Origin of the sequence: Pseudoalteromonas sp. SG43-8, assembly GCF_014164245.1 — a bacterium.
GTDB classification, from domain to species: domain Bacteria; phylum Pseudomonadota; class Gammaproteobacteria; order Enterobacterales; family Alteromonadaceae; genus Pseudoalteromonas; species Pseudoalteromonas distincta.
The window spans coordinates 742,383-767,251 of the sequence record NZ_JACJEX010000001.1 but is presented as its reverse complement, the minus strand read 5'-3'; the positions used below and the strand labels follow the sequence as shown (position 1 = coordinate 767,251).

27 protein-coding genes and 1 pseudogene are annotated in these 24,869 nt (G+C 36.9%); 13 read left to right on the top strand and 15 right to left on the bottom strand.

From position 1 onward, the window contains the following. Nucleotides 1–62: 62 nt before the first annotated feature. A complete protein-coding gene (locus tag H5122_RS03465) occupies nt 63–1,652 on the bottom strand; it encodes an ABC-F family ATPase (protein ID WP_076914937.1) in 1,590 nt (529 codons plus the stop codon). A 637-nt stretch (nt 1,653–2,289) separates the two neighbouring features. Between H5122_RS03465 and H5122_RS03460 the strand changes: the two genes are divergently transcribed. Further along, nucleotides 2,290–3,498 (top strand): porin, encoded by a 1,209-nt coding sequence (locus tag H5122_RS03460; protein WP_182671643.1) that lies wholly within the window; start codon nt 2,290–2,292, stop codon nt 3,496–3,498. A 780-nt stretch (nt 3,499–4,278) separates the two neighbouring features. On the opposite strand, the gene H5122_RS03450 is transcribed toward H5122_RS03460, so the two are convergent. The 3 genes from H5122_RS03450 to H5122_RS03440 all read right to left on the bottom strand — a co-directional run bounded on the left by H5122_RS03450 (nt 4,279) and on the right by H5122_RS03440 (nt 6,447). Beyond that, the gene (locus H5122_RS03450) at nt 4,279–5,160 is read right to left on the bottom strand and encodes an alpha/beta hydrolase (protein ID WP_182681288.1); all 882 of its coding nucleotides are present in this window, start codon (nt 5,158–5,160) and stop codon (nt 4,279–4,281) included. A gap of 30 nt (nt 5,161–5,190) precedes the next feature. Further along, nucleotides 5,191–5,802, bottom strand: coding sequence for a MarC family protein (locus H5122_RS03445; RefSeq protein ID WP_033029579.1), 612 nt, complete (start codon nt 5,800–5,802; stop codon nt 5,191–5,193). Nucleotides 5,803–5,964: 162 nt separating this feature from the next. Beyond that, nucleotides 5,965–6,447 carry a GNAT family N-acetyltransferase gene (locus tag H5122_RS03440; protein ID WP_182681287.1) on the bottom strand — a complete coding sequence of 161 codons (483 nt, stop codon included), beginning with the start codon at nt 6,445–6,447 and terminating at the stop codon, nt 5,965–5,967. A 106-nt stretch (nt 6,448–6,553) separates the two neighbouring features. Between H5122_RS03440 and H5122_RS03435 the strand changes: the two genes are divergently transcribed. Continuing rightward, the gene (locus H5122_RS03435; RefSeq protein WP_007586727.1) at nt 6,554–6,754 is read left to right on the top strand and encodes a hypothetical protein; all 201 of its coding nucleotides are present in this window, start codon (nt 6,554–6,556) and stop codon (nt 6,752–6,754) included. A 58-nt stretch (nt 6,755–6,812) separates the two neighbouring features. On the opposite strand, the gene H5122_RS03430 is transcribed toward H5122_RS03435, so the two are convergent. Continuing rightward, on the bottom strand, nt 6,813–7,007 hold the full coding sequence (locus H5122_RS03430; protein ID WP_002962627.1) for a CPXCG motif-containing cysteine-rich protein: 195 nt from the start codon (nt 7,005–7,007) through the stop codon (nt 6,813–6,815). A 281-nt stretch (nt 7,008–7,288) separates the two neighbouring features. On the opposite strand from H5122_RS03430, the gene msrA reads away from it, so the two are divergent. The 5 genes and pseudogenes from msrA to H5122_RS03405 all read left to right on the top strand — a co-directional run bounded on the left by msrA (nt 7,289) and on the right by H5122_RS03405 (nt 12,122). Further along, nucleotides 7,289–7,888, top strand: a complete 600-nt coding sequence (msrA, locus tag H5122_RS03425; RefSeq protein ID WP_182681286.1) for a peptide-methionine (S)-S-oxide reductase MsrA — start codon at nt 7,289–7,291, stop codon at nt 7,886–7,888. Nucleotides 7,889–7,917: 29 nt separating this feature from the next. Continuing rightward, a pseudogene (locus H5122_RS03420) lies at nt 7,918–8,451 on the top strand (2OG-Fe(II) oxygenase family protein); the annotation flags it as partial. 335 nt (nt 8,452–8,786) lie between these two features. Then, nucleotides 8,787–10,049 (top strand): hypothetical protein, encoded by a 1,263-nt coding sequence (locus H5122_RS03415; protein WP_182674290.1) that lies wholly within the window; start codon nt 8,787–8,789, stop codon nt 10,047–10,049. Between the two features lie 2 nt (nt 10,050–10,051). Further along, a complete protein-coding gene (locus H5122_RS03410; protein ID WP_182681285.1) occupies nt 10,052–10,498 on the top strand; it encodes a hypothetical protein in 447 nt (148 codons plus the stop codon). Beyond that, complete coding sequence (locus H5122_RS03405) at nt 10,491–12,122, top strand: sensor domain-containing diguanylate cyclase (protein ID WP_182681284.1); 1,632 nt, start codon at nt 10,491–10,493, stop codon at nt 12,120–12,122. Before H5122_RS03410 ends, H5122_RS03405 begins: the two co-directional genes overlap by 8 nt. Nucleotides 12,123–12,189: 67 nt before the next feature. Here the strand turns inward: H5122_RS03405 and H5122_RS03400 are convergent, their stop codons facing one another. Next, nucleotides 12,190–12,612: a hypothetical protein gene (locus H5122_RS03400; protein WP_182681283.1), complete on the bottom strand. Its 423-nt coding sequence runs from the start codon at nt 12,610–12,612 to the stop codon at nt 12,190–12,192. A gap of 264 nt (nt 12,613–12,876) precedes the next feature. Here H5122_RS03400 and H5122_RS03395 point away from each other — a divergent pair, with 264 nt between their 5' ends. Together H5122_RS03395 and H5122_RS03390 are read left to right on the top strand one after the other, a co-directional pair. After that, the gene (locus H5122_RS03395; RefSeq protein ID WP_024593761.1) at nt 12,877–13,578 is read left to right on the top strand and encodes a metal-dependent hydrolase; all 702 of its coding nucleotides are present in this window, start codon (nt 12,877–12,879) and stop codon (nt 13,576–13,578) included. Nucleotides 13,579–13,931: 353 nt separating this feature from the next. Continuing rightward, nucleotides 13,932–14,534 carry a thiamine biosynthesis protein ThiC gene (locus H5122_RS03390; RefSeq protein ID WP_182681282.1) on the top strand — a complete coding sequence of 201 codons (603 nt, stop codon included), beginning with the start codon at nt 13,932–13,934 and terminating at the stop codon, nt 14,532–14,534. Nucleotides 14,535–14,812: 278 nt separating this feature from the next. Here the strand turns inward: H5122_RS03390 and H5122_RS03385 are convergent, their stop codons facing one another. The 6 genes from H5122_RS03385 to H5122_RS03360 form a co-directional block, all read right to left on the bottom strand. Then, nucleotides 14,813–15,256, bottom strand: a complete 444-nt coding sequence (locus H5122_RS03385; protein WP_121954017.1) for a hypothetical protein — start codon at nt 15,254–15,256, stop codon at nt 14,813–14,815. Nucleotides 15,257–15,329: 73 nt separating this feature from the next. After that, entirely contained in the window at nt 15,330–15,464 is a 135-nt protein-coding gene (locus H5122_RS20155) for an excalibur calcium-binding domain-containing protein (RefSeq protein WP_310736067.1), read from the bottom strand. A 146-nt stretch (nt 15,465–15,610) separates the two neighbouring features. Next, nucleotides 15,611–15,790, bottom strand: a complete 180-nt coding sequence (locus tag H5122_RS03375; RefSeq protein ID WP_182681281.1) for a hypothetical protein — start codon at nt 15,788–15,790, stop codon at nt 15,611–15,613. Beyond that, nucleotides 15,790–15,978 carry a hypothetical protein gene (locus H5122_RS03370; RefSeq protein WP_182681280.1) on the bottom strand — a complete coding sequence of 63 codons (189 nt, stop codon included), beginning with the start codon at nt 15,976–15,978 and terminating at the stop codon, nt 15,790–15,792. Before H5122_RS03370 ends, H5122_RS03375 begins: the two co-directional genes overlap by 1 nt. A gap of 185 nt (nt 15,979–16,163) precedes the next feature. Beyond that, on the bottom strand, nt 16,164–17,930 hold the full coding sequence (locus H5122_RS03365) for a hypothetical protein (protein WP_182681279.1): 1,767 nt from the start codon (nt 17,928–17,930) through the stop codon (nt 16,164–16,166). Between the two features lie 271 nt (nt 17,931–18,201). After that, nucleotides 18,202–18,819: a cold shock domain-containing protein gene (locus H5122_RS03360; RefSeq protein WP_182681278.1), complete on the bottom strand. Its 618-nt coding sequence runs from the start codon at nt 18,817–18,819 to the stop codon at nt 18,202–18,204. A gap of 417 nt (nt 18,820–19,236) precedes the next feature. Here H5122_RS03360 and H5122_RS03355 point away from each other — a divergent pair, with 417 nt between their 5' ends. Next, nucleotides 19,237–19,857: a trimeric intracellular cation channel family protein gene (locus tag H5122_RS03355; RefSeq protein ID WP_182681277.1), complete on the top strand. Its 621-nt coding sequence runs from the start codon at nt 19,237–19,239 to the stop codon at nt 19,855–19,857. Nucleotides 19,858–19,910: 53 nt separating this feature from the next. On the opposite strand, the gene H5122_RS03350 is transcribed toward H5122_RS03355, so the two are convergent. Beyond that, complete coding sequence (locus tag H5122_RS03350) at nt 19,911–20,420, bottom strand: DUF421 domain-containing protein (RefSeq protein WP_182681276.1); 510 nt, start codon at nt 20,418–20,420, stop codon at nt 19,911–19,913. Nucleotides 20,421–20,446: 26 nt separating this feature from the next. Then, complete coding sequence (locus H5122_RS03345) at nt 20,447–20,806, bottom strand: hypothetical protein (RefSeq protein ID WP_182681275.1); 360 nt, start codon at nt 20,804–20,806, stop codon at nt 20,447–20,449. Nucleotides 20,807–21,015: 209 nt separating this feature from the next. Between H5122_RS03345 and gloA the strand changes: the two genes are divergently transcribed. The 3 genes from gloA to H5122_RS03330 all read left to right on the top strand — a co-directional run bounded on the left by gloA (nt 21,016) and on the right by H5122_RS03330 (nt 23,926). Further along, the gene (gene gloA / locus H5122_RS03340) at nt 21,016–21,543 is read left to right on the top strand and encodes a lactoylglutathione lyase (RefSeq protein WP_182681274.1); all 528 of its coding nucleotides are present in this window, start codon (nt 21,016–21,018) and stop codon (nt 21,541–21,543) included. 168 nt (nt 21,544–21,711) lie between these two features. Next, nucleotides 21,712–22,341, top strand: coding sequence for a response regulator transcription factor (locus H5122_RS03335; protein ID WP_024589303.1), 630 nt, complete (start codon nt 21,712–21,714; stop codon nt 22,339–22,341). Further along, nucleotides 22,328–23,926: an MASE1 domain-containing protein gene (locus H5122_RS03330; protein ID WP_182671626.1), complete on the top strand. Its 1,599-nt coding sequence runs from the start codon at nt 22,328–22,330 to the stop codon at nt 23,924–23,926. The genes H5122_RS03335 and H5122_RS03330 overlap by 14 nt, the downstream gene beginning before the upstream one ends. On the opposite strand, the gene H5122_RS03325 is transcribed toward H5122_RS03330, so the two are convergent. Further along, a complete protein-coding gene (locus tag H5122_RS03325) occupies nt 23,923–24,465 on the bottom strand; it encodes a hypothetical protein (RefSeq protein WP_182681273.1) in 543 nt (180 codons plus the stop codon). The two genes, H5122_RS03330 and H5122_RS03325, sit on opposite strands and share 4 nt — an antisense overlap. Nucleotides 24,466–24,869 lie beyond the last annotated feature (404 nt).

Here is a 24,869-nt window from a genome sequence, read left to right as displayed (position 1 = left end):
CACAAAAACAAAAAAAGCCATGTTTAAACATGGCTTTTTAGAGTTAACGGGTAAATAGCTAATTAAGCTTCTTTACTCGCTAGGTATTCTGCGTAGTTGCCTCTAAAGTCGATAACTTTACCGTCTTTAATTTCCCAAATGCGGGTTGCAACCGATGATACAAACTGACGGTCGTGAGATACAAACATCAATGTACCCTCGTAAGCTTCAAGGGCTAAGTTAAGCGCCTCGATAGATTCCATATCCATGTGGTTAGTTGGCTCATCCATTAACAATATGTTTGGTTTATGCATCATAATTTTACCAAACAACATGCGGCCTTGCTCACCACCTGAAATTACTTTAACTGATTTTTTAATATCGTTTTGAGAGAATAACATACGGCCTAAGAAGCTACGAACCACTTGCTCGTCGTCGCCTTCTTGTTGCCATTGCTCCATCCACTGAAACAAGTTCATGTCGGTTGCAAACTCATCAGCGTGATCTTGCGCGTAGTAACCAATATTAGCATTTTCTGAGAACTTAAACTCACCAGCTTTAGGTGCTAAGCGCCCTGCTAATGTATTAAGTAATGTTGTTTTACCAACACCATTTTCACCAATAATAGCAATACGTTCGCCAACTTCTACTAAACCTTCAAGTCCAGAAAACAACGTATTGTCGTCAAAACCTTGTGTTAGGTTGGTCATTTCAAGAGCGTTTCTGAATAACTGCTTTTCTTGGTCGAAACGGATAAACGGCGTTTGGCGTGAAGACGCTTTTACTTCGTCTAATTGGATTTTGTCGATACGTTTAGCACGCGATGTTGCTTGCTTAGCTTTAGAGGCGTTAGCAGAAAAACGAGAAACAAACTGTTGAAGTTCAGCAATTTGGTTTTTCTTTTTAGCGTTTTCGTTAAGTAATTGCTCACGTGCTTGCGTTGCTGCAAACATGTATTCGTCATAATTACCTGGGTAAATACGAAGCTCGCCGTAGTCAATGTCGGCCATGTGTGTACACACAGAGTTTAAAAAGTGACGGTCATGCGAGATGATTATCATGGTACAGTCGCGCTGATTTAACACGTCTTCTAACCACTTGATGGTGTAAATATCCAAGTTATTAGTAGGCTCATCAAGTAGCATAATGTCTGGGTCTGAAAACAACACCTGTGCAAGTAGCACGCGCAGCTTAAAACCCGGTGCAATTTCTGACATTGGGCCAAAGTGTTGGTCAGTGCCAATACCTACACCTAATAAAAGCTCACCTGCTTTAGATTCAGCAGAGTAACCATCCATTTCAGCAAATTCAGTTTCAAGATCGGCTACTTTCATACCGTCTTCTTCACTCATTTCAGGTAAAGAGTAAATACGGTCACGTTCTTGTTTGATTTCCCACAACTCTTTGTGGCCCATAATCACGGTATCGATTACTGAGTATTCTTCGTAGGCAAACTGATCTTGATTAAGTTTAGCAACGCGTTCGTTAGGATCAGTACTTACATTACCTGAAGACGCTTCAAGCTCACCACTTAAAATTTTCATAAATGTTGATTTACCACAACCATTTGCACCGATTAAACCGTAACGGTTACCATCGCCAAATTTTGCTGAGATATTTTCAAATAATGGTTTAGCACCAAATTGCATGGTGACATTAGCTGTACTAATAATAGCGCTACCCTCCAAAGGAGTAATGATGTATTTAAATTGCGCGCAGTTTAAACCAAAATGGCCTGTTTTTCTATGAAAGTTTAAAAGCAAACCACTGCGTTTTAGCCATTTATTATGGCTATGTAGTTAGTAGTAAAAATAACGGATTAGATTTAATGGTTTCGTTAATTTTTATTCAACTTATTCTAATTAAAATCCATAAAGTATGTTTTATAAACAGGCATAAGAGATTAGAAATTACAATACAAATTAGAGTAAAAACACTTTTAACGTGTTTGTGTGTCTACTTAACTCATTTTTGTTCACCCTATAATAATAAAAAGTTATATTTATGAAAATAAAGTACTTTTAGAGCTTTTACACTAGTTGCTACTTTTTAACCAAGATGAAATTAATTCAAATTACAATTTTTACACATCGCTAATTCCTCATCCTATTTACCTATCAAATCATTAAAAACGTAAACTTTTGCAACACCTGAAAAACAAAATTAACCTTTAGTGAATATCCGTTAAGTTTAACGATTACTTTTATTGAGTATTTTTCACTTTTGAGCCGTTTATTGCTTTGTTAGTCTTCGAATCTGAATTTTTACCTACGTAAAAAATTGACCAATTTACACAGGGCAACACACAAGATGAGCAAAAAATTAGCGACGCTTATTAGCGCAAGTATTGTATTCGCACCCGCTGTTTCGGCAGTAGAATTATACAAAGATGACAAAAATACTGTTGAAGTTGGTGGATATCTTGATGTGCGTGTAATTAATACACAAAACGAAACCGAAGTTGTTAACGGTACCTCGCGCATTAACTTTGGATTTACCCGAAAGCTTAAGAAAGACTGGACTGCACTCGCACTCGTAGAATGGGGTGTAAACCCTGTTGGCAGCAGCGATATTATTTATAACAACCGTTTTGAGTCTATCCAGGATGAGTTTTTATACAACCGTTTAGGTTACGCAGGGCTTTCGCACGAAAAATATGGCCAACTTACCATTGGTAAACAATGGGGTGCATGGTACGACGTAGTTTACGGCACAAATAATAGCTTTGTATGGGATGGTAATGCGGCTGGTGTTTACACCTATAACAAAGACGATGGCGCTGTTAATGGCACTGGCCGTGGAGATAAATTAGTGCAGTACCGCAATAGCTATAACGATTTTAGTTTTGCAGTACAAGCGCAGCTTAAAAACAGCGAATTTTATACCTGTGACGTAACCGACATTTCAGAAGAAGAATGTGAAGCACTTTGGAACTCTGGCGATAGTGCAGCCCAAGAAGTTGAATTTAATTACACATTTGGTGCGTCTGTAACTTATACCCCAACTGACATGCTAACACTTACAGCAGGTGTTAACCGTGGTGAGTTTGATTTAACGTTTGGCGATGGTTCTACTCGTAATGTTGAAGATTTAATTTATGGTGCAGGTATTATGTGGGGCAACATTGATGAGCCCGGCCTATACGTTGCAGCCAACGTAAATAAAAACAAAAACCACGACACAGATAACATTGGTCGCTTAATTAAAGACGCAATCGGTGTAGAAACATTTGCATCTTACCGCTTTGATAACGATTTTCGCCCTTTTATTGCCTACAACGTGTTTGATGCCGGTGATGATTACGTAATTCAGCCAAACTTTAACGCCGACCCAGAAGATGTGTTTAAGCGTCAGTTTGCTGTTATTGGCCTTCACTACTTAATTGACGAAGACACTATTGCCTACGTAGAAGCGCGTAAAGACTTTAGCGACTTTGAAAGCGATAACGACGATCAACAAGCACAAATGGAGCAGTCAGAAGATGACGGTATAGCATTTGGTTTTAGATATAAGTTTTAAATATAAGTTTATAAAACGACTACAACTTCCCTAAGCACAACCCTTTTAGCCCTTTTAACTTTTTTAACTGGGCTTTTTTTTATTCCGCCATACTTTTTTGAATACTCAATTTTGCATTTAAGGCTATTTCAAAAAAGGCATTAACAGCCGCATTGGTATCTGCTTTTTTAATTTGTAATAGTACCATTCACGATGCCCCTATTTTTAACGTTTAACGTTTTGCTGCTCATTACAATGATCGAGGAAAACTTTAATTAATCACTCATAGTCCACACTCGGCATTTATATTTTTAGTGGATGTAGTTACCGCAGGCTTTATTATTTTGACTACCTCTTTGATTACTTCTTTCTAATTTGACTTTATTGCTAAGTTTAGCGTTATAGCAATATCTAGTATGATGTGTTCTTTTGCTATAAAGCCACCAGCCAATTTATATTAACTGCATTAAGAGTATAAAAAAATGCTAAAACTATATTGAAATAGCAAAGTACTTACACTGCTTATTGCTGATCACAAAGGCGAAAGGCTGATTAAAAGCAGTAACAAATAGATGTGTATATGCTTCATGGGTACTGACGGTATTCTAATTTAATAGTTGTGAACTGTATATAAAAACAGTACATGTAATTGCTGTGCAAAAATAATTTAAACTTACCTTTTTTTGTAAGTCGTTAATAATATTGAACTAAGTAAATTGTTATAAAGCTGATTAAGCATTCTAAATACACAAAACAGTGTTAACTGTATATGCATACAGTTAACACTTGAATCTATCTAGCTTACTTTTTAATAAACGTACTATAACCAGCTAATGCCTTAGCCACACTAATTGATGGATTATCTGAATGCTCAGCACCTTTGTTTATAGCACTTTGCCACACAAGGTTATTGTTAGGGTTGGCTGTTAAAACGGTCTCTAAATTACTAAACGCTTTTAACATTAACGGATGCTCTGCCCCACCCACCGAAAGATATAAATAAGTAGGCGCCTTAACTTTGTTATCTTGAGCACTTAAAAACGCTTCTAAATTATTAACTACGGTCATATCGTCATACCAAGCCGCAGGGCTAAAAGCAAAATAGCCATTAAACAGTTCAGGTTTTGTATGCAGTGTATAAAGTACAAAGCTACCACCTGCCGAAAAACCACTTAATACACGGTTATTACTAAGCTTATATTTTACCGATAAATAAGGGAGTAACTCAGTTTCAATAAACGCTAAAAACTTGTCGGCTTCACCATTTGGTTCAATAAGTGTTTCATGCTCTGGACGCGCTTGTGTATTTACATCTTGGCGGGCATAAGGAGGTACTAAATCGCGATTACGTGTATCTGTAAAAAACAAATTAGGAATAGACACCAATATAGCCTTATCCCCTTTTTTGCTCTTAGCTTGTTTTGTAAGTGCTTTATCCCATGTATCTAAATTAAAGTTACCATCGGTTTTAATAATTAACGGATACGCTTTTTTAGGATTATAATTAGCGGGCAATCTTATAAACACTTTGCGCGACTCATTAAGCACGCTTGAGTTAATTGTTACATCTGTATAGGCCGATACATAATGGTTGTAATAGCGTATAGCTAAAATACCAATAGCAAAAATGACTACGGCTAAACTTAAATTGATAATATAGTGTTTTGTTATTTTTATTGCCATACGGCATTCCTTTCAATGTGTAGGAGTTATTTAATCGAGCTTAACCCATTGCTTTATTTCCAGCGCGGTCATAATAAGCTCAACCGAAAACGCGGCTAAAATCATGCCCATCACTCGCGTTAAAATAGACGCGCCGCCAGTACCAATTAGCTTAATAATTTTACCCGAAAGCAGCAATAGTATTAATGTAATACCCAACACACCAAGTGTAACAAGCGCTGTGCCTATTTGAGTAGTAATTGGGTGTATGTGGTTATCAGTAAGTAGTATTACCGCCAAGATAGCGCCAGGAGTCGCCGTTGCAGGTATAGCAAGCGGGAACACGGCTATATCGTGATCGGGGTCTTGTTTGGCTTTGTTAGAATCGTTTCCAAAAATCATTTGCAGGCCAAACAAAAACAATATAATTCCGCCCCCTAACTGAAACGACACCAACCTAATTCCCATCGCATTAAGTATTAGTTGCCCTATTAAAATAGAACCCAATAATACGCCCCCGGCATAAAGCACCGTTTTAAATGCAGTTTTACGGCGTTGTTGATCAGTTAAATGAGAAGTAAGCGCGGCAAACAGCGCCATAGTGCCTATTGGGTCAATGGTCGCCCAAATTACAAGCGCATCTTGAGAGAGTTTTTCTAGCATATAAAATCCTTGTTAAGCGTAAATGTTTAATAAAACACGGGTAACAAATTCATTTACTTACGCTTAACTATAATTGAAAGCCGCTATTTTTTGTATTTTATTTACTGAACTTTAAGGATTGAGGATTGAAAAAAGGTAAGCACTTATAATTGCCGTATTGAGTTAAAGTGATTTATGCCAGACAGAATTTTCTCTTAAACTAAACCCTAGTTTCATAAGTAAATTATGGGAACGTGCATTATGTGCACTCACCTCAGCAGACAAATGTTTAAGCGGAATATGCTTAATTAGAGTTTCAATAAAACCGGTCACCACTTCAAACATTACGCCCTTATCCCAAAAGTCAGGATGCAGCTCAAATCCTATAAACGCACTACTTTTACACGGGGTTAAATTATAAAGCCCACAAGTACCCATTAACTTTCCAGACGTATTATGTTCAATTGCAACTCTAATCACTTCGCCTTCGTAATATGCACTAATATCATCTTGTATTAATTGCTTGATTTGCGTTTTGCTGAGCGGTGTTTCGTAGTCGTTAAATTCTGACACATGCGGGTGGTTTAAAATATTAAATAAACACGCAGCGTGTTTGTGGGTAATTAAACGCAGCGTAACGCGTTCAAGCTTTGTGGTATTAAACATTTTATTTAAGTGGTTAGTTAAATTAGCTCTTTATGGGCAGGCATTATTAACTTACCATACCCCATTAACAAGCATTATCTTTAAAGCAAAAAGAGTGGATAACGTAATGAGTGACGATTTTCAAGTAATACAACCCACTACCACAGTATATTGCCCAAAGCGCGGCGAAGGCTGGACCTTAACAGGCATTACTAATATTAACGAGTTTACCTCAGTAATGTTTGACGGCACACGCTATACACTTCCAGCACGCGAAATAGTAGAAGAACTTCTTCCTAACCAATTAGCGCGTGAGCAAAATAGCTAACCAAACACATGCACAGTAAAAAGGCTGCAATTTTGCAGCCTACTATCTAATCAACGAGTTAAAATGCATCGTCTTCGCTGTAAACATTAACGTTTAGCTCGTCATCATTTTCAAATACCACAAACGAAATAGGCTTACAGCATACTTGGCAGTCTTCTATGTATTGCTCATCAATATCTGCTGCATCAAGTAATACTTCTATACTTTCTCCACAATAAGGGCAGCTTATTGATGTTTCTGTTAACTGGTTCATTTATCACCTGCTAATTTATATCACGAATGTTGTCACTTTAATGAACACGTAAGCATAATTCAACACCCCATTAAATAACGCATACTTGGCTAACCCAATTAAACCGTGCTACTAACTTAAATAGTGATCTTGTCACTAGCCTTATCCCTATAAAACCTGTCAAAGTACAATATTTTTCACCATAGATAAGTCGGCCAGCCCTCTACAATGAAATTGTATTAGCACTTAGCGGGTCTAACTTTATAAGTATTTATAAACTCACAGTACAGATGGATAATTTTATGAAAAAATCACTTACGCTTGCATTAACATCTGCCGTTATTTTGTTTAGTACATTTTCCCATGCAGCTAAAACCGAAAAAGCCGTTCTAGCTGGAGGTTGTTTTTGGTGTATGGAAAGTGACTTTGAAAAGCTAGAAGGCGTAACCGATGTAATATCAGGCTTTACTGGCGGTAAACTTAAAAACCCGACATACAATGGTAATCATAAAGGCCATTACGAGGCGGTAGAAATTACTTACGATCCGGCCATAGTAAGCTATCAGGGCATACTTGATCATTACTGGGTTAATATTGATCCTTTTGATGCAAGAGGCCAATTTTGTGATAAAGGCCCTAGTTATTTAAGCGCTATATTTGTACAAAACGACGAACAACGTAAATTAGCCGAAAAAACAAAAGCTGCAGTAGTTGCCGAGTTTCCTAACCAAACTGTGGTTACACCTATACTAAACGCAAGCACCTTTTACCCTATAAAAGGGAGGGAAAGCTATCATCAAGATTATTACAAAAACAATCCAATCCGATACAACACCTATCGTTGGAGTTGTGGTCGCGACAGCCGCCTAGAAGAAATTTGGGGCGACAGAGCAACCCATTAATCGCGTTTAATCAGGTGTTCCACTGTAAAATAGTGTTAAATCGCCGTGGTGCCATGCTTGATAGCCGATCAGAAGGTTATTTAGCCGCGCCAAGCTTTCAAGCATTTTATAACGAAATACTAAACACTTATATGCGCCCTATTTCACGTATGCTGTTCCCAGAAGTTATGGGGTTTGATACACAAACATTTGGCTTTTCAATTTATTATGAGCCAAATACAGATTCATCAATTCGCCCACATACCGACGCATCAGCTGTAACGCTTAACATTAACCTAAATTTACCAGGCGAAGAGTTTACAGGGTCACAAGTGGACTTTTATCACCCGTACACAGGTGACATTAAATCACTTACCTTTAAGCCTGGTACTGCCATGTTACATCGAGGCAATATTGCACACGCTTCCAAGCCTATTACCAGTGGCGAGCGAACTAACTTTGTATTGTGGTTGTATGGGGAGCGCGGTAGATTACCAGCACAAGGTGCACCGCGCATTCCTGTTGATGCTAAACAGCGCTGGACTAACCCAAATAAACCAAATGATGGCTATGCACCGTTTTAAGTCAGCGCTTTTAAAGTTTTAAATACAAATGGCTGCCTAATTTAAGCAGCCTTATAAAAATAAAGCTCATCCAGTAACCAACACGTTTTAAGTTTAGTAATATCAAAAAACCGCCCTATTCATAATCTATATTGTCGCCACTTATAACAATAGATAACACAAATTTTCCGCCTTGATTTTCTTATGTCCCTGTACTTCGCTTAACAAAGTACAAAATTTAGGGGGGGTCTCATATTTTTTTGTATTTAATTGATAAGCCACTGTAATGCTTAAGTTGGTAATTTAATAAATTGTGCTATCTTTTTACTATCTACATTATAAAAATACGAGCTAACATGTTGTTCCGAGGTACAATTGCCATAGCAATATTGGCAATTTCTGCTGCTAATAAAACCTATGCAAACGACATAGACGTGCAATTTAGTGGTTTTGCATCCTTAACACTCAGCTACACGGACGATTCAGATATTGGCTTTGCATCGAGTTATTCAAATGTCAACGAATCTGGTTTTTCAGCAACGCGAGATTCAATTTTAGGTGGGCAGGCTAATATATCACTCTCAAAAAATTGGGACTCTGTGTTTCAAGTAGTTATTCAAGATCATGCCTTTAAAAGCTTTGATAATTTTTTAGAGCTCGCCTTTGTGCGCTATCGCCCTACCCGTCATTGGGCTATTCGTGCAGGCAGGTTAAATAGCGACCTTTACTTACTATCGGAATACCCTTACGTAGGATATGCCTATTTATGGGTGCGCCCGCCTCATTCGTACTACTCGTTTGCAAACATTGCAGGAAATTTCGATGGTGTAGATGTGGAATACAGCAAAGCAATTAACGACGGTTTTTTACGTTTAAAACTTGCTTATGGTAGTACAACAGCCAAGCTACAAGCCTATAATGACGACTTTTTTATTGATTTTGATAACTTAACAACTTTTAGCGCAACCTACTCTTTAGATGCTTGGACTATGCGTTTTTCATTATCAAAGTCAGACTTTGGGGATTATAAGTTAACCTCTTTAGATGAGTATTTAGCCGCACTCAACTCAATACCACAAAGTATATGGCCGCAAGCGCAAAAAATATCAAACAAATTTAACACCAAAGGCAACAGTATAGAATACGCCGCGTTTGGGCTTACTTACGATCACAACAATTGGCTAATCCAATCAGAGATGGGTATTTCAGAATCCGATTGGATAGTTGCTCCGTCAGTTCTTAGTGGCTATATTAGTGCAGGTTACCGTGTAGATAACGCAATATTTTATACAGGTTTTACAGCGGCTAAACACCGACATGACGTAATAAAAGTAAACGATCCTGCTTTTCCGCCAAGCACTCCTGAGCAATTTTCAGTGCCTATACAACAACTCGCAGTTGCCAGTCAGTCTGCTGTTAAAGTTACCAATGTTCACCAACACTCAATTAACGTAGGCGTAAAATGGCAACTGTCTGAGCGCATAGCATTAAAAGCCCAGTTAGACCGCTTTGATATTAAGCCTCAAGGCGCTGGCTTATGGAGTCTTAGTAATCCTACAGATGTAGACAAAGGCCACAAAGTACATATGCTAAGTTTGAATGCTAGTATGGTGTTTTAACAATGATGAGCTATCGTAATTTACTCCTTTATCTGTTGCTGCCGCTTTGCCTGCTTCTTGTTAGTGTTAGTGTTTATGCTAAATCTACAGAGTTTGTAGTCGTGGTTAATAAAAGCAATGCGATTAACGCATTATCAAAACGAGAAATTATTGATATTTACATGGGCCGGTATTTAACTTTCCCTGATGGTGAGACCTCAAAACCACTTGATTTGCCCGCGCAATCAACACTAAAAAACGACTTTTACTTAAAACTGGTTAATAAAGACGAGCAAAAAATAAATGCGTATTGGGCGAGGCTTTTATTTTCAGGGCGCGCAAAGCCACCCACGCCTTCAACATCGGTAGAAGACGCAATAAATAAAATAGCAGCATCACAATTTGCGATTGGCTATATTCCGCTATCTCAAGTTACAGATGCAGTAAAAGTGGTATACACATTTGATTAAAATTATTAGCCAAAAACTCTACATACGCGTCGCTATATCAATTGCGTTAGTTGCTATTGTTGTGTCTTTAGTCTCGTCTATGCTCTCTTATTACTCAGGCTTTAAAGAGAAAAAAAATACAAACTACCTACTCGTTCAACAGTTAGCGCAAACAATGGAAAAAACAGCCGCTATTGCCGCTTACTTAAATGACAAAGAATTAAGCCAAGAAATTATTAACGGCCTACTCAGTAACGACTTAGTGCAAGGCGCAAGCCTAGAAGGAGAAGTAAACCCTAAAGGAGAGATGGATTTATTTATAGCAAAAGGATCTACTAACAAAAAAAATGAAGCTGTTTTAATTAAATTAGTTCACCCTTTTATAGAAGACACTTTTATAGGTGTACTCGCCATATACCCAGACGATAACTTTATTGAACAACAAGCACAGTCAGCGCTTATAAAAGAATTTATCTTAATGCTAATTCAATCCATTGTTATCGCATTTTTTGTATCGCTGGTAGTTCAGCGCTGGCTTACACAGCCAATTCAAAACCTAACCGACAGCTTTGCTAAAATAAATCCAAGCGAGCCAGAAACCCTAAAAATGCTAACCTTCAAGCAAGGCAAACGGGACGAAATAAGCCGTTTAACCCAAGGTATAAATGCCTTAATGCACGAGCTACATTTAACTATTAGTAATGAGCAAACACTGCGTAAAAAAACTCAAGAGCTAGAAGCTAAATTTAGACTTATTTTTGAACAAGCCAGCGCAGGTATTTGTTTACTCGATGACAAAAACATTATCACCACCTTTAACCCTGCATTTAAGCATTACTTTACCGTACCCGGCGAAGAAGAATTACCAACCTTGCATTTTCCTGAGTTACTTAGCAATGTAGACGAATTACAAAGCCTACTGGCAGATATTCGCTCTGCTAAAAACCCACCACAAACCACCTTAGATGTAGAGTGTAAAGTTGGCTATAAAACGGTATGGTTTCATTGTTTATTTGTAAGGTTAACAGACCAAAGAGATACCAAACGAAACCCCAAACAAGAGCAGCTAGTAGAAGTAATTTTACACGATGTAACCGAGCGCGCAGAACGCGAACAGCAAACCCGCTTTGAAGCCGATCACGACCCACTCACTGGCTTATTAAACCGACGCGCCGGTGAAAAACGCCTTAAAAAATCACTACGTGAATGTATTAAACATAATGAATATTTAGTGCTTATGATGATTGATTTAGATAAGTTTAAACCCATTAACGACACCTACGGACACGAAGCCGGCGACAAAGTGCTAATTGAAATAGCACACAGATTTAAAACACTTTTTCACGAAAAAAACGACATGTGCATCCGCCTAGGCGGTGACGAATTTATTGTTGCGCAGCAAATTAAAACCTACGATAAAACGGCAACACAACAAAAAGCGAACGCCTTACTCAATGAGTTAAAACACGATATTAATATTGCGCAAAATAAAACATGCGCAGTAGGTGCAAGCATAGGTATTGCAGTAGCCCCAAATGATGGCAACGAATTAGTTGCGTTAATGCTAAACGCAGACAACATGCTCTACCACATTAAAGAAACTGGCCGAGGGCAAATTGCATTTTACGATGAGTTTAAAAAGTAAAATGGTGTGAATTAAATAAGAGCACACAGTTTCCTTTAGTTACGAAAATAGACAGTAGAAGTGAATACTATAAAGTTTTCACGACTTTCAAATAGTCTTTATTATAAAAGTACGCTGCTAAACCAAAGTAAATAACAGGACCAAAATAAGCGATTGGGAAGTGAGCATAAATACTAAGATAGATAATCGATAAAATAAAAAATAAACTAACACTAAAGCAAACAACTGCCAAAAACCTGCCTAACCAACGTATAGATTGGGCAGCTATATTTAAAACAAACAAAGCAAGAGCACCAAGCATAGTAACTCCTACAGCGTTTAAATCTTTGCCATGTTCTAAACCGTCAACGCTATAATACATCATGTAATGAGCAAGCGGAGTCAGTGCTAATAAAGCCCAGAAACCATAACTGCTCCATGTTGATGAAACAAAATAGTCACTACCAATGTCAGGCGCAGGAAACGATGCTTTATATCTATTTTGGTTCATGTGGATTCCAGTTAAGCCGTTTTATATAAGTTGATAGCTAGGCTTTTATTAAAAACACAAAAGGCCAATAGACAATAAAAACTATCTGTATTATTGATTTTTATCAAAAAAATTACAACATGATTGCACCACTAACCACAATGCAGAAGAAAAATCGTACTATTAGCAATTAATCAAAGTAATAAAAAATCTAATTAAAAAGAATATTGAACAATAAACTTTTCAATTGATAGAATGCCCTACTTTTTCCCATAAAGAGATACAATGGCAAACTTCAATACTCATCTTAATACTGCCGTAATCATCACAGGCTTAGCCTCAGCCACCTTATTATCTGCAGGCCATATTGAATTAAAGGGCGCACTCTGGCTTTGGTTTTTAGGCTCTATTGGCGGCTTATTACCCGACATAGATTCAGATAACTCAACATCACTCGATACTATTTTTAACTTATTTGCACTCAGCGCTGTATTACTGGTACTGCATTACATAACCACCGAGCTCATTATTGAAATTAGCTTTATCGAGTTAATCGTAGTGCCGTTATTGGTGTACGGGTTTATGAAATATATTATTAGACCCATTTTTGAATGGATCACAGTACATAGAGGTAGTTGCCACTCTTTACTATTTATACTGTTATGCGCGCTATTAACGACTCAAGTAACATGGAAACTGAATGACCAATCAACCACACAAGCAGCTGTCTTTGCCTGGTTAACGGGTGGGTTTATTTTATTAGGCGGATTAATTCATTTATTGCTGGATGAAATTTACAGTGTAGATTTAAGTAATGTCAGAATTAAACGCTCTTTTGGCACCGCTTTAAAAATAGCTGACTTCGATAATAAGTTAATTACGCTAGCTTCAATTATTGCCATTGCAGGTTTAATCTATGTTGCGCCCCCTACAGAACAAACTATCACAGCGTTAAGTGATTGGTCTCACTTTATATTTCTATCTTAACAAAGTAGGTTTTAAGCTCTTTTACAGCATTGCCTGACTACAATAAGTGGCTTTTACAAAGTCACTTATGTCCATTGCTAGAATACGTGTAAAATGCCCTCTTAGTAATCTAAAGTTAATTCATAAAGAGAGTGTGAGACCTTGCATTTTTAGAGGCATAAATGGCTTCAATCATAACGACTTTGCCGATTTAAGTTTTAATCAAAATCCGTAGCTTGAGCCTATTTGTTATTAATTAATACTTTTGTAGGTTTGAGTGAAATAATTAAATAGCTTTACCTGTCTTCTACCCAAGTATGAGAGCTATTAAAGTTTTTTAAAAGCATAAAATATAAAATTATAAGAGGTACATAATGGAATTTACGAATAAACGCACCATGCTAATTACAGCATCGTTATTGTTGGTGTTAGCGATAACACAGGCTGTTTTTACTGCCCTTTACAGTGCAGAAATTAGTTTTTCAAGGCAGTATGCATGGGGACTAGAAGCCGTGGTTTTCACTCTACTTGTTGCCTTTGCGGGTTCTGCTATGGTGCAAGCACAAAACGCTCAACTAGGATGGTCGGCTATAACATTTAGCGCAATTCTTAACATAGTACAGGTAAGCATTGGCCTTACTTTGTTTTCAACATTTGGAAAAGTAGCGGGTGCCGTAGAAGGCGCACAACCTTTAATTAGTGGCGTGGTTTCTTTGTCATTCATGATTTACTACGCAGCTAAATTATTATTGGGATTAGCAGCTCTTGTTTTTGGCCTGTCTTTTATAGCTAAAGGTGGCAAAGCAATTGGCGGACTTACAGCCTTAGCTGGTGTGGTTGCTATGTTTGCCAATGCTATATTAATCATCTTTGGCCGTGATGGATTTATGCCATCAGGTGTTGCTGGTGCTTCGGGCATGATTGCAACGTTACTTTTGGCAATATGTTTGATTAGTCTTAACCGTAAACAAGACTAAGGCTAAATACCTTATTAATAAGGTAGTTACTTAAATAAGTTATAAACATCGGCGTGTATTAGAGATGCTAATTCGCCGATGTTTTACGTTTAAAGTGACGCCCACCTTCAACTTAAAACGTTCGACTACCGCATCCCAAGTTAATGCCCTCTTCGTAATCTAAAGGCTAATTCACAAAGAGGCTATGAGGCGCTGCGCTTTTAAAGAGGATAATGGCTTATATCAAAGCGATTTAACTCAGTTAAGCTTTGGTGTGTGAAGTCAAGATTTGACTTCATTTATTCTCGTAAATTCTTGTTACTTACGCTTTTTAATAAATCGAATTTCGTAATGATATAAACAGGTTCTTTTTTACATTCGACTTTATAAAGATATTGATTTTTAAGAAAATTAGTTTTTTCTTTTATTAAACTAATTTGCTCCCATGGTATTAAAAAACTCCTGGGAAATAGTAGAATCAACATCCGTTTTTGGCTTATAAATATACCTTGCTGAAATGATTTGATATTTAGCCAAGTCCGATATTCACTGTTTTTCTCACGAGAAATATCTGCCACATTCGTCAAGTACATACTGCTTGATTTTAAAAGTGAGGAATCAGAAATAATTAAATCCGTTTTATATTCTCTAGCTAGTTTAGGGTAATACCCAATAATGCTTTGGATATAATTGACTAAAATATAAAACAATAAAAATAAAATTAAGTATATAACAAAATCCATTTTTTAATACTCCTAAAACTTGTTCTGCACTGCTGACTAAGCTGAAATTTAAGATGGGTGTCTTGTTTATTTATCATTCTGTTTTTTTTTCAACCCAACCTTTAACTAAACGGTTTATCAAATTACCATTAATTTTTAAACCGTGAATCATTTCACAAGGTTTTCCATCTCCATCACCATCCATTTTTTTATTCGGGCAGTTATTAATAAAAAATTTAGGATGGGTGTCACTGTTAATCAGCTTTTCACTGTTAATCAGCTTTTAAAAGTAAAAGGCTGCTTTATTTAAGCAGCCTTTTTGATAGCCTATATATCATGAACAACTTATAAAATTACTTAACCTATAGCCTCTTGCTAGTTTTGTGTATTCTCAATAGGCCAATCTTTATGAGCTAAATATAACAATGCTATAAAATTAACTATAGGAATTAAAAAAAGAAAACCCATCCAGCCTTTAAAGCCAGCTCTAGTAAATACGCGCCAACCTGCAAACGCTATCAATGCCCAAATTGCGATAGCTATAATAAAACCCATTATACATTCCCCTTAAATCTAGGCCATTCTGAGAAAGCTAAATAAAACAAAAATGCTAAGTTCAATGCCGGAACCCAAAAAACAAATATTGGAATATCTTTAAACCCAGCCTTAAAATAAATTTTACTTATTGCATGACCACTTGCAAACCAAATTGCTAATGCAATTATTACTTCTATTACTACCACACAGTTCTCCTTTAGTATTGCTGGTGAAAAAAGCGAAAAGTTTATTGTTTAACTATCACCTTTTTTGTTATCAAGTTTCGTTTTAAAATCCCTTCATTGCTCTTTTAATATTATATTTTTAGCAAAATAAGGTAGGTGCCTTGTTTATTTCTCTTCTGCTCAGGGTTTCACCCCATTTGTTCCTATTAATTTGCGCAGTATATAATTGGTATTGCATTCATATCTTTAACCGCATGTGCGAAAGATGAAATTATCCAAAGTAACTGAATCACGTGACCAGAAACACTTTCACCTCGCTGAATTTTTGAAAATTCAGCGGTAACGGCAGCTTTAGACAAAAAAGAACAGCTTAGAATACATTTTCGGTGTAACTTATAATCTTTAAGTAACCCCTCTAAATAAGCTTCAGCCGTAGCTGGAGAACCTTTTCTAACTCTTGTTATTTGAGTATTAAACCCATTATTATTATATGTATTAGAAAATTTATCATCTATGCGCTCGACCATCTGAGCTTTAGTAAAATACATATTTCCTAGGTTTTTAATTCCTTGTCCCACTACATCATGAAGATTACTCGCTGAAGTACTTGCGCTGCCATGCTTTGAATGTATAAAACTAATGCTCGAGTCAGACCTATTAAAAGTTATATGATCTGCCCATTCAATTCCTAAATCATCGCATAATATAAAATCATCATTTTTATGTAAGCTCTCAATAACACCAAACATTGAATCTGCATCGAAGCATGTAATTGTATTAGAGAAATTACCTTTCTCTGACGTTACAGTTTGAATTTCAGCTTTAGGATGAAAAATTTCTAAGATACTATTTATTTCAGAAATTCCAGATGAGTCTTCAAAACAAGAACCCATAAAGTACATATATTTAGGATCTGTAAAAGTGACACTGTAATAGCCATTTTTCACGATGAATTTTTGCAAAGTGACTTCTTTTCCGTTTTCAATGACTCTAAACTTTGTCAAAATTTTAGATGTCAAAGTTAAGCTTTTTGCATTTTTCCGAAGTCTTGAACAAGACTCTCTTCCTATAACCTTACAATCTGAATTGAGCTCATAAACTATCTCAAGTAGTGTAAATAATCTGTTCAATAATTTTGTTGATACGTCTACATTACCTTTTTTAGATGATTTATATTTTAGGACTAAACCATCTTTTTCAATTCTCTCATATAGAGGCGTGCTTTCAACTAACAGTGCACTAGGTTCACATATATCTAAAACATCTTTTAATTCAACTTTTTTTGCAAATGAATCGAGAAAATTATTTCCACTAGAAGGGTTTTCAATTAATTCAACTTGGTCCTTCACCCATATGGCAATATCATCTAGGGATTTACGTTCTGATGATTCAACTAATCGACCCGTGCCAGAAATAGTTTTGGTAATAGATCCTTGTCTCAACTTTAAATAGAAAGGAATTGATCTACCCGCAGAGTGAGTCGAAAGTAAGCCTTTAAGGTCTGCAGCTTCATATGAACGAGCCCTCATTGCTCGATCTGAAACAGTCATATTTCTTAGTGCTATTTTTTGGAATTCTACATCATTGTCATCAAACGTCGCTGTTAGCTCCCTACTATCAATTAACCTAAAATGGTCTTTTAGAAACTCTGATGTATTAGCACAACTCTTTTTAAACACTGCTAAATAATTTCGATACTCAATCAATATGATAAAAGCATAAACTCTATCTTCTAATTTTTCATCAATAAAATAAACAGGTCGTACAGAAGGAAAGACACGAATTGAACACTTGTAGTTCAGATCTAATTCTTCGACAACTTTGTTTTCTCTGAATAACTCAACAACATATTCTGATCCGGCATCCATATTGTCCACAGCAGAGCCCAGTATGTTATTTACGATTGAATCATTGATTTCCGTTATAGGGACATAAAATTGAGCATTCTTAGTTAATTCTAAACGTTCGGGCATACATCATACTTCCTTGTAGTGCTAACAGAATATTAAACATCACTTTGGAGTAGTTATAACCTCTCCAAGCGACGTATCTTAGGTTATTCAATACTCACACTAAATAACTCTACTAGTAACAACTAACTACAAGAGTTATTCAATGACCTATGTTACTTACCCAAAACGACTTTTGATAATGTTATGGGGCAAAACTTACAACGCTGCATTTATATACAGCCATTAATTCTATTTTTTTTCAACCCAACCTTTAGCTAAACGATTTATAAAATTACCATTCATTTTTAAACCTTGTATCCCTTTCGCAAGGATTACCATCACCATCGCCATCCATTTTTGTGTTCGGGCAGTTATTAATAAAAAACACAGCCTCTTCTCGTGAGCGCATTTCAGTACAATATTGCCTGCCATCACACGTAAAATTTTGTGTGGTTTTAGGAATAACGAGTTTTGGGTATTTTTCATCAAAGGTGGCTAAATCATCATTGGTGGTTAAATCGTCATTGAAGATAACGGGTGTTTGGCTGCTTGAGTGAGTGTTGTATTTATTAATCGCATAAAAGCAAAGTGCAGCAATTAGCGCAATTGAGGCGGCTTTACCTAAAAAGCTACTGGCAAAATTAGATTTGGCAATGCGGTACGGCTGGTTATTGTGTTTTTGGTAAGGTGCTTTAAGCTCTGCAACGCCTTCTATGCTGCAGTTAACTGCTTTGGTTTTACCGTCGGGCTGTGTTGCTACTTCAAAGTAAATGGTGTCGCCTACTTTGGGCTTGCGGCTCATGTGTTTGAGTGCTGATATGTGTATAAATGTGTCGTGTTCTAGGGTGTCTGATTTAATAAAACCAAAACCTTTGTCGGTTTTCCACGACTTTAACAATCCTTTGTTCATGTATCCACCTGCTCTGCTTAAGCTACGTTTTACGCAAATTCCATTTAGTTAACACTTGTTATTATACGTTCCTAAATTAAAACCATGCAACTAAATATTCATATTGCGTTAATTTTACGCTTTACCTACTAAACCAAATTATTAAACTTAACCATTAAATTTAGCTAAAAATAAGCGTGCTAAAAACAACTAAACCTCAACCTGTTTTATTTATAATTTGCGGCCAAATGTCCTTTAATTCACATCAACCATTACGCACTCACACACCAGCTTAACAGCTTGTTTACACAAGGTTTTGTCATTAGATATTTCTATCTGAATTAACCGTTTTTAGTACGATTTTTCATTCGTTATTTACTTAATTTATCTATACAATCCACACCTTATTTTTACGCACGTATTTTAAGTGATTATCTCATGCTATTAACGATTGTTTATATTATTGGTATTACAGCAGAAGCCATGACTGGCGCACTTAGCGCAGGACGAATGAAAATGGATTGGTTTGGCGTAGTGCTGGTAGCCAGCGCCACCGCAATTGGCGGTGGTAGCGTACGAGATATATTACTAGGCAATTACCCGCTTACGTGGGTACAACACCCAGAGTATTTATTAATTACCTGTATTGCCGGTATTGTCACTACGTGGCTGGCTAAATGGGTAGTTAAATTTAAAGGCATATTTATGCGCTTAGACGCGCTGGGGCTTGCAGCTTTTAGTATTATTGGCTGCCAAGTGGGGCTAAATATGGGCCTGCATTATGGTATTTGTGTAGTGGCTGCCGTTGTTACGGGTGTTTTTGGTGGGTTACTGCGTGATTTAATATGTCGCCAAGCGCCGCTTGTATTACATAACGAGCTATACGCGAGTGTATCATTACTTGTTGCCTGTTTATACTTAGCGCTACACCATTATAATATTGATGACAACATAAGCATTATTGTAAGCCTTGTTGCAGGCTACTTAATACGTATGGCATTAATACGCTTTAAATGGCGCTTACCTACCTTTAGTTTATTAGAGCAGCACGCTAAATAAAAATAAACTTTAATACAAAATAAGGCAGGTAATATACCTATTAGCGTATTAATTTAATGCCCGCTTACATCACTTAACGCGGTTTTTAACCCGCTGTTATTTTGCTTAAGTACGCTAAAACTGCCATCGGTTTCTAACACTACTGCGGCTACATCTTCTATCGCTAGTATGCCTGCACCACGAATAGCGGCGCGAATTTCTGATTTTGTTACCCGCTGCGATTTAAGTGCAGCAGTGCAGTATTCACCATCACTCAGTAAAAGCGTGGGCTCTGCTTTTATAAGCGCAGCAAATTTTGACGAGCGCACACTAAACCACGTAATCACATATTGCAGCCCTATTAATACTACAAATGCAAGTATGCCCTCAGCTAACGGAACACTTTTTGAAATAATAACAGACGCCAATATAGAGCCCAGCGCAATGGTGACTATAAAGTCGAACACGTTCCACTTTGAAAGCGTACGTTTACCCGATACACGCAGCCAGAACACCAGTGCAATATAACCCAGTACGCCTATTGTAAGTACACGTAATAACCCCTGAATATCATCGTAAAACATAGTGGCTCCTTTTTTGTAAGTGCTCGTTATTTACTTACACTTTTTAATCTAATTAATTGCTTAATACCTAAAAACGTACCAAGTGGAATAAATAAAATCCACAGGTAGGCATAAAATTTTGAAATATTTATAAACATGGCTGAGCTGTTTATGCTTTTATTTAACCTACTATTTTGCACGTACGTATTTATAAAAAGCCCAATTAAAGCAGGAATAATTTGTATAAGTGATAATACAATGGCTGATGAAATATGCCCCGCGATTAACTTAGGATCGCCACCAGCAAATACTGTATACGCATTATAAAACCCACTAAAAAAACTCGTGAGTGCGAGTAATAAAAAAGCCTGTAATATTAGACTTAGTAAAGGTAAAAGTGTTTTCAAAAAACGTCCTAGTTTGTGTTAATAATATGCACAAGAGATGTTTAACAGCCCATTAGTTTTAATTATACGCTTTGCAAATACTGTGCTAGTAATTTAAAGGCAATTATAACGCGTTGAATTACCTAGAATGGTTTTAATTTAAGTGGCGGTTGATTATGATGGAACACGTAATACTTACACCCTTTTTATAATTTTCAGTAAGGATCACCATGTCTAACTATAACGAATCTCCAGAACAAGTTGAACAGGCCACTCAGGGCTTTGTTATGCAACAAACTATGTTACGTATTAAAGATCCAAAGCCGTCGCTTGAATTTTACCAAAATGTATTAGGTATGAAGCTGTTAGGTAAGTATGATTTTCCTGGTATGGAGTTTACGCTTTACTTTTTAGGCTACGAGCAAGAATTGCCACAAGGTGATGATAAAACTAAAGCAGAATGGGTGTTTCGTCGCCCTGCGCTAATTGAGCTTACCCATAACTGGGGCACTGAAAGCGACGACAGCTTTGAGGGCTACCACAGTGGTAACCAAGAACCTAAAGGATTTGGGCATATTGGTATTAGCGTACCGGATGTTTACGAAGCCTGTGAGCGCTTTGCAAAATACGATGTTGAGTTTGTTAAAAAACCAGATGATGGCTCAATGAAAGGCTTAGCATTTATTAAAGACCCTGACGGCTACTGGATTGAAATACTATCTGCCGAAGGTATTACTGATATTATTCTTTCTCAGTAATAATAAGCTGCTGTAAAAAGATCTTAGTTGTAATCTCCACCAGCAACTAATTACCAATTTAGAACCACTGGTTTTGTTACCTTGCTTTTAAGTGAGGTAACCCATTTAAAACGTTTTAGGTAATTAGTTACCCGCCCCGCTGTATTTTAAGCATAAAAGGAGATTTAAATGCTCATTGGCATCATAGAAGATCATCAATTAGTAAGAGACAGCTTTAAAAAGCTTTTAGAGTTACAACCAGATTGGAAAGTAATTATTGAAGCCTGCAGCGTAACAGAAGCCAAGCTGGCTGTAGAGCTTGAACAACCTGATATATTTATTGTTGATATATCGCTTAATGGCACTGAAACCGGCCTTTCTTTTTTATCGTACCTTGAAGAGTTTTTCCCGCATATTAAAAGTATTGTTGCCTCCATGCACGACCACGAACCTTATGTAAGCAATGCTTTGCGATTAGGCGCTTTGGGTTATGTGTCTAAGCGTTCTGCCTCTGATGAACTAATAGATGCAGTTAAAGCGGTCGCTTTAGGTAAAAGGTACATTAGTGAAGATGTAAATTTTTCGATGAGTAGCGAAAATTTAGCATTAACGGTGCTTACTAACAGAGAGCTTGAAGCCCTTCCGTTATTTTCTAAGGGATTAAACGCTAAACAAGTGGCGCAAATACTCGAAATAATGCCTAAAACAGCACATGTACACAAAGCAAACATATACAGCAAACTTAATGTTACTACCTCGTTTGAACTGCTAAAAATTGCAATTGATGCGGGAGTAATACAGTTAGATGAACTTACCTAACGCTTCTTCTTTATCTAATGTTAGTTTTACTACCACATACAAAGAGGTAGTTAAACAGTTATTGGTGGGGCTAATTTACTTTATTGCTTCACTCGCCGCTTTTTGGGTTAGCCAAAACCTTGAAACCGTACCCGAGAGCAGCGCGATATTTATTCCCGCAGGCGTAAAAATTGCGTTTTACTTACTCACTCCAACACGCTATTGGCTCACCTTATGGGTTGTGTCACGCGCTTTAGCTGCGCAGCTTGGTTTAACATACAGTGGGGTTTGGGAGTTTGATTTATTTCATGGCTTTTGGCAGGAACTTTGCTTTATAGCGCTTGTTTATGTGTTTAAAAATAGCCGTTGGCCGCCAAGCATTAACGACAGCCTAGGTATACTTTCGTTAATACTGCTTTGTGTTGCAAGTACATCTATAAAGTGGTTTTTGTTTGCCAGTGCATTTGAATTTACAAATGTATTGGTTGCAAAAGAGCTACTGCAGTATCAGTTAAACATGTGCTTAGGCGATATTACTGGCTCGTTGTTAATTGCCCCTTTTATTATGTTAATTTACGATTCTAAATACAGTTTTAACACAGTCAGGCTCACTAAATTATTTGGCCTAGTAGCCACTTTAGTGTGTTTTATATTAATTGTATTTTTTGTCTATGCGGTTCGCCCAGATACCTACCCGCTATTACGGCTTGCATCGTTATTACCTATAATTTGGTTTTCGTATAAGTATGGCTCGTTAGGGGCTGTAAGCAGTGCAGCGCTAATTAACGCGTTAATAATTGTTGAAGCAAGCATTACGCACGAGCCTAGCAATACCTACATTAGCCAGTTATTTATTTTAGCAAACGCAATTACCAGTATGGTTTTAGGCGCTGCAATTACTGAGCTTAAACGTAAAAACAACGAGTTAAAGCAAACCAATAAAGAGCTTAAAGAGCAGCTAACTCAAAACACGGCGCTTGCTGCCAAAATGGTGTCGGTGCAAGAAAACGAGCGAAAGCATCTTTCGCAAGAGTTGCATGACGAATTAGGGCAAAACCTAACAGCATTAAAAACAGATTTAGCTATTTTGTCGCACCTTAGTAACGATGATACCCAATCGTTTGTGACTACATTAAAAAACAATGCTAATTCGATGTATGACTCTGTTTATCAATTAATGCATTATCTTCGCCCGCGTGAGTTAGATGAACTCGGTTTAGAAAAGGCAATAACACAAGGGCGACTAAAAAACTTACTGTACAAGGCAAATATTAAGTATCAGCCACAATTTAAGTTAGATAATAGCCTTTCAAAAGATCACGAAATAGCTATTTACCGAATTTGCCAAGAAGCAGTAACCAATTGTATGAAGCACAGCAATGCTAGCAAACTGGTTATAAATATAATAAACAGCGACGAATTTATTGAGTTAACAATTAGCGATAACGGGACTTTAGTAACCCCAACAGATAACTCAGGTCACTACGGTTTAGCATTTATAGATGAGCGCACTACGGCATTAGGCGGAACTTTTAAGGTGTTTAAACAAAATGGCTTTACCATTAAAGTAAAGCTGCCTTTGAGTTTTGATAGCGCAATTAACTAGCAAACATGAACTTGTTTGGTATAAAATTTTTGCCTTAATTGGCCTTCGTCAAGGTGGTCGGGATTAACTTGGATCTCGGCTTGATTACCTAATAGCTGTAATAGCATTCCTTTTGATATTAGGTAGTTGCCTAAACTTGATTTTACAATGACTTCTTTGCCTATGGCTTCTTGTAAGCGTGGCGTAGGTAAGCTCGGATTGCTAATTGGTTTTAAGCCCTCAGCTGAGGTAAATAAGTTTATGCAATGCTCTTTAGCTGCAACAATACTTTCGTTTTTACTTTTAATCACATCTACATTATTTAAAAAATGAATTAGTGCTTGGTTAGCCCGATCAAACTCTGCTGATACGTCATCTATATTTCGGGCGGTTGCCCATTTTCGCACAACTATGTATTCGTTTTTTTTAACACGAATTAAGCTTATTGAGGCTCCTGTCATTCTGCTATTCCACTCAATGCGGTAGCAATCAGTTCCTACGCTGTGAAGCAACACGCTCATGCTTCCAAAATCCTTTGTACTTTCATCAATCAAGCTCATTTTCGATCCCTCACTTGCAAGTTGCAAGGAGTGTATAAACGATTGCTAAAGTAATAAATCATCCATATTCTTAATCGCTCTAGGAAAATGGCTTATATAAATTTTGGAATTAGTGGCTTTAAGTTAATAACTAATATTACATACGAAAAAGCGAGTGGTTTAGCTAATGCTAATAATTAATTTGTAAGTGATTTATAGCTTATTTATAAGCCCAGGCATCGGTTATTGTTACTTGGCAATTGTTATAACTGGCCGCTTTTTTTTGCGCAATACCTCTTACTCTAAAGTTTGTGGAGTCATTAGGAAGTATTATTAAGTCTTCGTCGGTTATTGATAGCGTATCGACTAGTGCGTTTTGATCTGTTAAAAAATCGACCTTAAACTTTATATTTTTAAAGGTGAAG